Source organism: Variovorax sp. P4_D9 (assembly GCF_056401695.1).
Genome location: NZ_JBFUIU010000373.1, coordinates 1 through 8775 on the forward strand (window position 1 = coordinate 1; position 8775 = coordinate 8775).

8 protein-coding genes and 2 pseudogenes are annotated in these 8775 nt (G+C 66.0%); 6 read left to right on the forward strand and 4 right to left on the reverse strand.

Translation table 11 applies throughout. The features are described 5' to 3' along the window. Together AC1DY5_RS31435 and AC1DY5_RS31440 are read left to right on the forward strand one after the other, a co-directional pair. On the forward strand, positions 1-860 hold an 860-nt coding region (locus AC1DY5_RS31435; protein WP_478117841.1), incomplete at its 5' end, for a pyridoxal-phosphate dependent enzyme. Positions 861-1154: 294 nt separating this feature from the next. Further along, positions 1155-1717, forward strand: a pseudogene (locus AC1DY5_RS31440) (capsular polysaccharide export protein, LipB/KpsS family). 501 nt (positions 1718-2218) lie between these two features. Here AC1DY5_RS31440 and AC1DY5_RS31445 read toward each other — a convergent pair. Further along, positions 2219-2563 (reverse strand): hypothetical protein, encoded by a 345-nt coding sequence (locus AC1DY5_RS31445; protein ID WP_478117852.1) that lies wholly within the window; start codon positions 2561-2563, stop codon positions 2219-2221. 950 nt (positions 2564-3513) lie between these two features. Here AC1DY5_RS31445 and AC1DY5_RS31450 point away from each other — a divergent pair. Beyond that, complete coding sequence (locus AC1DY5_RS31450) at positions 3514-3666, forward strand: hypothetical protein (RefSeq protein WP_478117842.1); 153 nt, start codon at positions 3514-3516, stop codon at positions 3664-3666. 212 nt (positions 3667-3878) lie between these two features. Further along, on the forward strand, positions 3879-5726 hold the full coding sequence (locus AC1DY5_RS31455) for a phosphoenolpyruvate carboxykinase (GTP) (RefSeq protein WP_478117843.1): 1848 nt from the start codon (positions 3879-3881) through the stop codon (positions 5724-5726). Positions 5727-5875: 149 nt separating this feature from the next. On the opposite strand, the gene AC1DY5_RS31460 is transcribed toward AC1DY5_RS31455, so the two are convergent. Continuing rightward, positions 5876-6361, reverse strand: a complete 486-nt coding sequence (locus AC1DY5_RS31460; RefSeq protein ID WP_478117844.1) for a hypothetical protein — start codon at positions 6359-6361, stop codon at positions 5876-5878. A gap of 108 nt (positions 6362-6469) precedes the next feature. Between AC1DY5_RS31460 and AC1DY5_RS31465 the strand changes: the two genes are divergently transcribed. Then, a complete protein-coding gene (locus AC1DY5_RS31465; protein ID WP_478117846.1) occupies positions 6470-7444 on the forward strand; it encodes a LysR family transcriptional regulator in 975 nt (324 codons plus the stop codon). Positions 7445-7447: 3 nt separating this feature from the next. On the opposite strand, the gene AC1DY5_RS31470 is transcribed toward AC1DY5_RS31465, so the two are convergent. Next, positions 7448-7621, reverse strand: coding sequence for a hypothetical protein (locus AC1DY5_RS31470; RefSeq protein ID WP_478117848.1), 174 nt, complete (start codon positions 7619-7621; stop codon positions 7448-7450). 122 nt (positions 7622-7743) lie between these two features. Between AC1DY5_RS31470 and AC1DY5_RS31475 the strand changes: the two genes are divergently transcribed. Then, positions 7744-8562: a metallophosphoesterase gene (locus AC1DY5_RS31475; RefSeq protein ID WP_478117850.1), complete on the forward strand. Its 819-nt coding sequence runs from the start codon at positions 7744-7746 to the stop codon at positions 8560-8562. A gap of 26 nt (positions 8563-8588) precedes the next feature. Here AC1DY5_RS31475 and AC1DY5_RS31480 read toward each other — a convergent pair. After that, positions 8589-8775, reverse strand: a pseudogene (locus AC1DY5_RS31480) (alkaline phosphatase D family protein); the annotation flags it as partial.

Below are 8775 nucleotides of genomic sequence, written 5' to 3' on the forward strand. Positions count from 1 at the left end.
CCGAAGTGGTGCTCCACGGGGACACGCTGGACGCCGCCCGCGCGCACGCGCTGGCGCTGGCCGAGCGCGAGGGGCTGGCCTTCGTCCATCCCTACGACGATGAAGCGATCATCGCCGGCCAGGGCACGGTGGCCCTCGAAATGCTGGATGCGGTGCCCGATCTGGACGTGCTGGTGGTATCGGTCGGCGGCGGCGGGCTGATCGCCGGCATGGCGGTGGCTGCCAAGGCGCGGAGACCGGGCATTCGCATCGTGGGTGTCCAGACCTCGCGTTTCCCGGCGATGGTGAATGCGGTGCTCGGAACCCACCATCCCCAGGGAACCAGCACCATCGCCGAGGGCATCGCCGTGGGCACACCGGGCATGCTGACCCGCGAGATCATCGCCCGCGAGGTCGACGACCTGCTGCTGGTGGACGAGGGCGACATCGAGCAGGCGGTGCTGATGCTGCTCGAGATCGAGAAGACGCTCGTCGAAGGGGCGGGCGCGGCCGGGCTCGCGGCGCTGATCCGGCACCCCGAGCAGTTCCGGGGCCAGCGCGTCGGGCTCGTGCTGTCGGGCGGCAACATCGATCCGCTGCTGCTGGCCGCCATCATCGAGCGCGGCATGGTGCGCGCGGGTCGGTTGGCGCGGGTGCGGGTCAGTGCGCGCGATGTGCCGGGTTCACTCGCGCACATCACCGCCACCGTGGCCGAAGCGGGGGCCAACATCGACGAAGTGCACCACCAGCGCGCCTTCACCATGCTGGCGGCGCAGAACGTGGACGTGGAACTGGTGCTGCAGACCCGTGGACGGGAGCACCTGGCCGCGGTGCTGGAGGCCTTGCGGGAGGCGGGTTTCGAGGCTGTGGAGCAGCGCTAGGCGCCATCGGTCGCCTTCTGAGTCAGGCGATTCCTTTTCGTGGGAGGGAAAAGGCTGCTTCGCAAGAGGCGCGCCTTTTGCGGGTTCGGCATTAGCCTCGCGGCCGTCATGATCGAACGCGGAATTCAGGCCTTCCGAGGAAAGGGCGTCCTCTTGTTGCAAGGCCCGGTGGGGCCTTTCTTCAGCCGGCTTGCGCACGATCTCGAGGCTGCCGGGGCCACCGTATTCAAGGTCAACTTCAATGCCGGCGATTGGCTGTTCTACCGACGGCCTGCCTTCAGGTTCAAGGGCGCGATGGCCAAGTGGCCGGCGTGGCTGGAAGCGCTGCTGGAGCGGCTGGACGTCGACGTGGTGCTGCTGTTCGGCGACTGCCGGCCGATCCATGTGGCGGCCCACAGGATCGCGGTGGGGCGCGGGCTGGAAGCCGGCGTGTTCGAGGAAGGCCATTTGCGCCCTCACTACATGACCTCCATGGCGTGAACGGCCATTCGCAGGTGCCGAGATCACCCGATTTCTACTTGAATCAGCCCGAAGCGGGCCGACGGCCGCGCAAGGATCTGGGCAACACCTACTGGCACATGGCCTTGTGGGCCTTCCTTTACTTTGCGATCGGCAGCCTGGGCAAGCCGTGGTTTCCACGTTACGTACACCATCGCACCCTGTCCCTGACAGAAGCCTGGCCGTGGCTGCGCTCGGGCTGGCGAAAACTCAAATACCGGGTGTTGCAGCACGGCACCTTGGAGCGCCTCCGCACGCAGTGGGACAAGAAGTTTTTCCTGGTGCCGCGGTCTTCAACGACGCGCAGATCCTCGTGCATTCGAAGTTCGATTCGGTGGAGGAATTCGTCAAAGAGGTGATCGGCTCTTTTGAGGGCATGCGCCTGCGGATACGGTGCTGGTCATCAAGCACCATCCGATGAGCCGGGGCTATACCGACTACGCCGGCTTGATCAAGCGACTGGCGCGCGCGCATGCGCGTGCCATATGGCAGCACATACTCCTGCGCGCTAATGTGCTCGCCCTCGACCCGCACCGTGATCGTTCCGGGCTTCTTGTCCGCGGTGAACTCGAGTTCGTCACCCGCCTCCACATGCACGCTCCCCGCCAGGTCCAGCGGGTAGGTGCGCGTGGTTCCGGTGTTGCGCACCACGCGCACGTGCGTGACCTTGGGATCAGGTTTGGCGAGGCGCGCGAGCTCGGCCACGGTCGGCTTCGCGGTGCGCGAGAACTCGAAGCGCTTGGCGTTCTCGGCCAAGCCGCTGACCTTCACCATGCTCTGCCGCGGCCCGACGAAGATCACGTCGCCGTTGCCGATCTGGTGCAGCGACATGCTGCCGTTCAGCAGAAAGTCATAGAGGTTTATGGACGCTCGCACCTGCGCGCCGCGCTTGATCTGCACACGAGGAATGAGCCGCGCTCCGGATCGATGCCGCCGGCCTGGTCGAGGAAGTGCAGCAGGCTGTCCATGCTGGTGCCGCTGTAGAGCCCGGGCCGGTACACGAATAGCGCGCCGAAGACATCGCTCTGCACATTGGCACGGTAGTCGAAGCCCTGCGGCGTGGTCGGGACCACCCGCGGCACCGGCGCAGCGGGCGTGGTGCTCCTCCGCGTCGGCGGCGCGGTTTGCAGGGGCTCGACCGCGTTGTAGATCACGAGATCGCCGGCGGTATCGGTCGCGCTGGGAGCAGCGGCATTTCGATTCAAGTTGAGCGGAGGCAAGCCCCGAGAAAGTAAGGGCCAGCAAGGCCGCAATTGCCAAGCGGCGATAGGCAAACACGAAGTTCATTGGGGGTAGGCATCAGTGGCGGGGCCGCTCGCATTCGATGTGTGGACACGACGCGCAAGCGGACAGCGCGGTCGGGGCATTGGGGGACGGTTGTCGGTAGCGCCTTGGCACGGCCTCCGTGGAAGGCCGCCCTGGATCTCGAGCCAGGCAGATCGAGGCACCGTGCCGCTCAGGGAGCGGACGTCGAGCCCGGACCTGAGCACAACGGCAATCGCAGAATCTGTGGGGTGACGGGCGAAAGAGTCGGAAGGGATGGTGCTCGCACCGCAGGCCAGGACGGATCGATAGGGACCGCATCGAAAATACAGACGAGACCGGCGACAACGATGCGCTGTGCACCACGGCAACGCGCACCCGGTGCCCGGCATGACCCGACAGTCCCAGGCCTTCGAGCCAAGCCCCTTGCAACTGCGCGGCAGCCGGCGCCACTCTTCCTTGGGTCATGTGGAGGAGGCCCGGACCCGGATAGTTGAGGACCTTGCGCCGCTTGGCCGCACCGACCTTGGGCGCATGGTCGACCAGGCTGCGCGCATGCGCACTGTAGGTCAGACCGGGATCACCGGACTCGATGACGCCCATGCTTTGCACGCCATCGTTGTCTAAGTAACTCATGGGTGGCGAGATTAGGGCGCGCGCCCGGTTCTGCATGTCGTCCCGTCCCACCAAGACCTTGAGCCACTTCCGAAAACTGATGACGAAATTTCGCATGCAGCAATTCATGGCCTAGTGCCCACTGACTTCGTCCATGATTGATGTCCCACAAGAAGTCGCCCAGCGAGAGCACCCAGAATGTCTGGCAACCCCCTACATCGCTGCCTGCGTATCAGTCGGTAAAATGGTCCCAGTCTTGCGAACCCAAGGAATCCCGATGTCCAACCCCACCCCCATCGAACCCGGCCACGCCGCCGCGGTCGAAACAGACGCGGTCGAGTCGATCGTCCCTCTCATGCCCCTGGTGCTGCCGCTGGCAGGCGGGGTGCTGATGCTCCTCCTGGCTTCCATCGCCATCTACATGGCCTGAACCTGGTAGCGCCACCGCAGGGCACTTCGTGCCGCCTGCGGGGCGCGACCTGCCGCAGCCGAACCGGTCGTCGCCACGACGACCCCTCCCCGGTTCAAACGGGCTTCCATCCGGCCACCTCCCTAGACGGAAGCGTTTTCTCCAACGGATTTCGATCGCCCCGTGCGTCGCGTCCCGTTCGAAAAGACGATTTACAACTTAGGAGATAGACGATGAACGCACCGCTGAAGGGTCTCGCCATGCAGGCACCTTCCTACGTCAAGAACGCGAAGCTGATCGCGTGGGTGGCCGAAATGGCCGCTCTGTGCAAGCCCGAGCGCATCCATTGGTGCGACGGCAGCCAGGAAGAATACGACCGCCTCTGTCAGCAGATGGTCGAATCCGGTACCCTCAAGAAGCTCAATCCGGCCAAGCGGCCCAACTCCTTCCTCGCCACGTCCGACCCGAGCGACGTCGCCCGTGTCGAAGACCGCACCTTCATCTGCTCCGCCAGGAAGGAAGACGCCGGCCCGACCAACAACTGGATGGCTCCGGCCGAGATGCGCGCCACGCTGCAGCCGCTGTTCGATGGCTGCATGAAGGGCCGCACGATGTACGTGGTGCCCTTCAGCATGGGCCCGCTGGGCTCGCCGATCGCCCACATCGGGATCGAGCTGTCCGACAGCCCGTACGTGGCGGTCAACATGAAGATCATGACCCGCATGGGCAGGGCGGTGTTCGACGTGCTCGGCGACGACGGCGAGTTCGTGCCCTGCGTCCACACGGTCGGCGCACCGCTGGAAGCCGRCCAGAAAGACGTCGCCTGGCCCTGCAACAAGACCAAGTACATCGTCCACTACCCCGAGACGCGCGAGATCTGGAGCTACGGCTCGGGCTACGGCGGCAACGCGCTGCTGGGTAAGAAGTGCTTCGCGCTGCGCATCGCCTCGAACATGGGCCGCGACGAAGGCTGGCTGGCCGAGCACATGCTTATCCTCGGCGTGACCAACCCGGCCGGCAAGAAGTACCACGTGGCGGCCGCCTTCCCGAGCGCCTGCGGCAAGACCAACTTCGCGATGCTGATCCCGCCGGCCGGCTTCGAAGACTGGAAGGTCACGACCATCGGCGACGACATCGCCTGGATCAAGCCCGGTGCCGACGGCAAGCTCTACGCGATCAACCCAGAGGCGGGCTACTTCGGCGTCGCCCCCGGCACCAACATGCAGACCAATCCGAACTGCATGGCCAGCCTCGACCGCGACGTGATCTTCACCAACGTCGCGCTGACCGACGACGGCGACGTCTGGTGGGAAGGCATGAGCGAAGCGCCGGCCCACGCGATCGACTGGCAGGGCAATGACTGGACGCCCGCGATCGCCAAGGAGACCGGCGCCAAGGCCGCCCATCCCAATGCCCGCTTCACGGTGGCCGCGATCAACAACCCGGCGCTCGACGACGCCTGGGACGACCCAAAGGGCGTCGCGATCGACGCCTTCATCTTCGGCGGCCGCCGCTCGACCACGGTGCCGCTGGTGACTGAGGCCCGCAACTGGGTCGAAGGCGTCTACATGGCCGCGACCATGGGCTCCGAGACCACCGCCGCGGCCGCCGGCCAGCAGGGCGTGGTGCGGCGCGATCCGTTCGCGATGCTGCCCTTCGCCGGCTACAACATGAGCGACTACTTCCAGCACTGGCTCGACCTCGGCAAGAAGCTCGAGGCTGCGGGCGCGAAGCTGCCGAAGATCTACACCACCAACTGGTTCCGCAAAGGCGCGGACGGCAAGTTCGTCTGGCCCGGCTACGGCGAGAACATGCGCGTGCTGAAGTGGATGATCGACCGCATCGAGCAGAAGGCCGAAGGCAGCGAGCACGTGTTCGGCGTCAGCCCGCGCTACGAGGATCTCAACTGGACCGGCCTCGATTTCAGCGCCAAGCAGTTCGACACCGTCACCAGCATCGACAAGGCCGCCTGGCAGGCCGAGCTCAAGCTACACGCCGAGCTGTTCGAGCAACTTTCGCACCACCTGCCGAAGGAACTGCCGGCGACGAAGGCAGCGATCGAGAAGCGCCTCGCGGCCTGAAGGCGTAGAGCCCCCACGCGTCACTGCGTGTACTCGCTGGGGGTGCAGTCCGCCTGGGGCGGCCCGGCGGCGAACTCAGTGTCGAACGTCCACGAGAAAGCCGCCCCAGGGCGGCTTTCTTGCGTCGGGCCCGAAGGCCGGCGGATCGATCAGTAGTACTGGCCGAGGTTGACGCGGCGCAGGGCTTCATGAAGCGACGGGGTGGGGAGGTCGGCCGAGGCTTGCTGGTGCGTGGCGATCACGTTGACTTCTTTCATGATCCGCGGATCGAACTGGGCATAGGCTAGGAACTTCTCGTCGGCACGGGCAGCAGCGCGGCGCTTGGCGACATCGCGGGCGAAGGTCGCGGCGCGAACGGCCAGCGAGCGCGCGGTGCCGGCGAACAGCGCCAGGCCGACGAAGGCCACGCCCCACAGCACGACCCAGGCCACCAGCAGGCCGCCTTCGTCGATGTTCGACATCAGCCAGTCGGCGACGACGAGCAGGGACGACACGATGGCCGACAGCAGCAGCACTGCCAGGCCACGGGCGCCATCGAGACCACGGCGGGCGGCGCGGACACGGTCGATCACCGCCTCGGCGCGGACGATGCCGGGGTGGGTGGCGGGCTTTTCAACGTGGATGAAACTGGTCATGGTGATCCTCCTGAAAGGGACGAGTGGCCGAAGCCGATGGGGTGATATTAGGGGTTACCCTAATGTTTTGCTACTTTATCCTGCTGATGTTTATCATTCACAGCATTTATGGATGTCAACTTTCGCACGCTCGACCTGAACCTGCTACGCGTCTTCGACGAGGTGATGGCAGAGCGCAACCTCACGCGCGCCGCGCGCAACCTGGCAATCACCCAGCCGGCGGTCAGCAATGCGCTGCGGCGGCTGCGCGAGGTGCTGGGCGACGAACTGGTGCGGCGCGCCGGTGCCGGCGTGGAGCCGACGCCGCGGGCGCTGGCGCTCTGGCCGACCGTGCGCGACGCCCTGCGGCAACTGCAGCACACGCTGGCCCCGGGCGAATTCGATGCCGGGATCGCCGACACCACCTTCCTGCTGGCCATGGCCGATGCCACCGCCGCCGAGCTGATGCCGGGCCTGATCAGGATCGTCGAGGAGGAAGCGCGGGCCGTTTCGCTGCGGGTGCTGCCACTGACGACCCGCGATCCGCGCCGCATGCTGGAACAGGAAGAGGTGGATGTCGCGATCGGCTACTTTCCGGCCGTCATCGCCACCCTGGCGGCGCGCGGGCAATCCGGTGTCGGCGAGCCCTTCGAGTCCCAGCGGCTGTATGTCGGGCAATACGTGTGCGTGATGCGCCGTGGCCATCCGCTGGCGGATGCGCCGCTGACCCTCGATGACTTCTGTGCCGCACGGCATCTGCTCGTGAGCTTCTCGGGCCGGCCCTACGGCTTCATCGACCAGACGCTGGGCGCCCTGGGGCGCGAACGGCGCATCGTGGTCACCGTGAACCAGTTCTTCACGGCCGGGCGGGTGGTCTCCAATTCGGACCTGCTGACCGTGATGCCGCGGCATTTCGCCCGGGTGACCGGCATCGAGGACCAGTTGGTGCTGCGCGAGCTGCCGTTCGACCAGCCGCTGGTGCACGTGGATGCGCTGTGGCATCGGCGGGCGCAACACGCGCGCGCGCATGGTTGGCTGCGGCAGGCACTGCTGCGCTCGGCCGGCGCAGCGTTTACAGGATCGCGGCCCGATCCGGCAGCTTGATCATCAGCGAACGACGGACAGCCAGGCGCTGGCGGCGGCGCGCAGTTCCTGCGCGTGGTGTGCATCGAGGCCGGCGCGGCTGTCGGCGTTCTGCATGAGGATGGCGGCCGGGCTGACATCGACGGCCTTGTCGGTCGGGCGGAGAAATCGGGCCACGAGGGCAATGAGATGAAACATGATGGTGCGCAGCCTTTTCGGGCGGCGCGAAATGACGATGTAACAAGATTAAGGGTTTTCCCCAATTCTTCAAGGAGAAAGTCATGCGGGAAACGCATAACCTCATCCTCTAGACTGCATCCATGAAGCTTCAACTGCTCTCGGACCTCCACATCGAGGTGCACCCGCACCTGCAGATTGCGCCGGCTGCCGGAGCCGACCTGCTGGTGCTGGCAGGCGACATCGGCTCCTACCAGGAAGGCTCGTCGCTGGTGGAGCCGGATTTCGGCCTGGCCCGCTTCTCGCCCCGCCACGGCTGGCCGACGCCGGTGATCTACGTGCCGGGCAACCATGAGTATGACAACGCCGATTTCGATGCGGTGCACCAGCGGCTGCGCGAGACTTGCGAGGCGCTGGACATCCTCTGGCTCGAACGCGAGACGCGGGTCATCGACGGCGTGCGCTTCATCGGCACCACGCTGTGGGCCGACTTCGACGCCCTGGTCGAGCCGACCGACGGCCTCGCCGACGCACTCACAAAGCGCGGCAAGGCGATGCGGGCCGCCAACTTCTACCTGCAGAAGGCGGCCACCCAGCGGGACGGAAAGATCTTCCTCGCCGACGCGTTGAGGGAGCACTCACTTATATGCCAGGCATGGCTGCGCCAGGCTCTGGTCCAACCTTTCGAGGGAACGACCGTGGCAATCACGCATTTCGCGCCGACCCTGTCGAGTGCCGATCCGCGCTACGGCCTGAGCCCGGGAACCGCCGGCTTCTGCAACAACCTCGACCATCTGCTGCCGCAGGCCGAGCTCTGGCTGCACGGCCACCTGCACTGCCAATTCGACTATGCGAAGAACGGTTGCCGCGTGGTCGCGAACCCGCTGGGGTACCTGGGCAAAGGGGAGCAGGACAACTTCAACCCGGAATTGCTGATCGAGGTGCCACGCCGTCGAAGCTGATTCTTTCGGCGGACCTGACACGCGCTTCAACCGCCCGGCTGCACGCCGGCGCGGCCGGCCTCGACTTCGAATCGGACCTCGGTCTCGAAGCGCGCATCGGCCAGCACCGGGTGCGCGGTGGTGCGGAAGTCGCATCGCAGCGCCGTCGGCGTGACTTCGATCAAGGCATGGCCGCGGCGGTCGCCGCGCGCATGGACCACATCGAGGTTGTCT

Coding starts and splice junctions, on each gene's coding strand:
- AC1DY5_RS31465 (WP_478117846.1), top strand. CDS start 6,470: ATGGATGTCAACTTTCGCACGCTCGACCTGAACCTGCTACGCGTCTTC.
- AC1DY5_RS31475 (WP_478117850.1), top strand. CDS start 7,744: ATGAAGCTTCAACTGCTCTCGGACCTCCACATCGAGGTGCACCCGCAC.
- AC1DY5_RS31470 (WP_478117848.1), bottom strand. CDS start 7,621: ATGTTTCATCTCATTGCCCTCGTGGCCCGATTTCTCCGCCCGACCGAC.
- AC1DY5_RS31450 (WP_478117842.1), top strand. CDS start 3,514: ATGTCCAACCCCACCCCCATCGAACCCGGCCACGCCGCCGCGGTCGAA.
- AC1DY5_RS31460 (WP_478117844.1), bottom strand. CDS start 6,361: ATGACCAGTTTCATCCACGTTGAAAAGCCCGCCACCCACCCCGGCATC.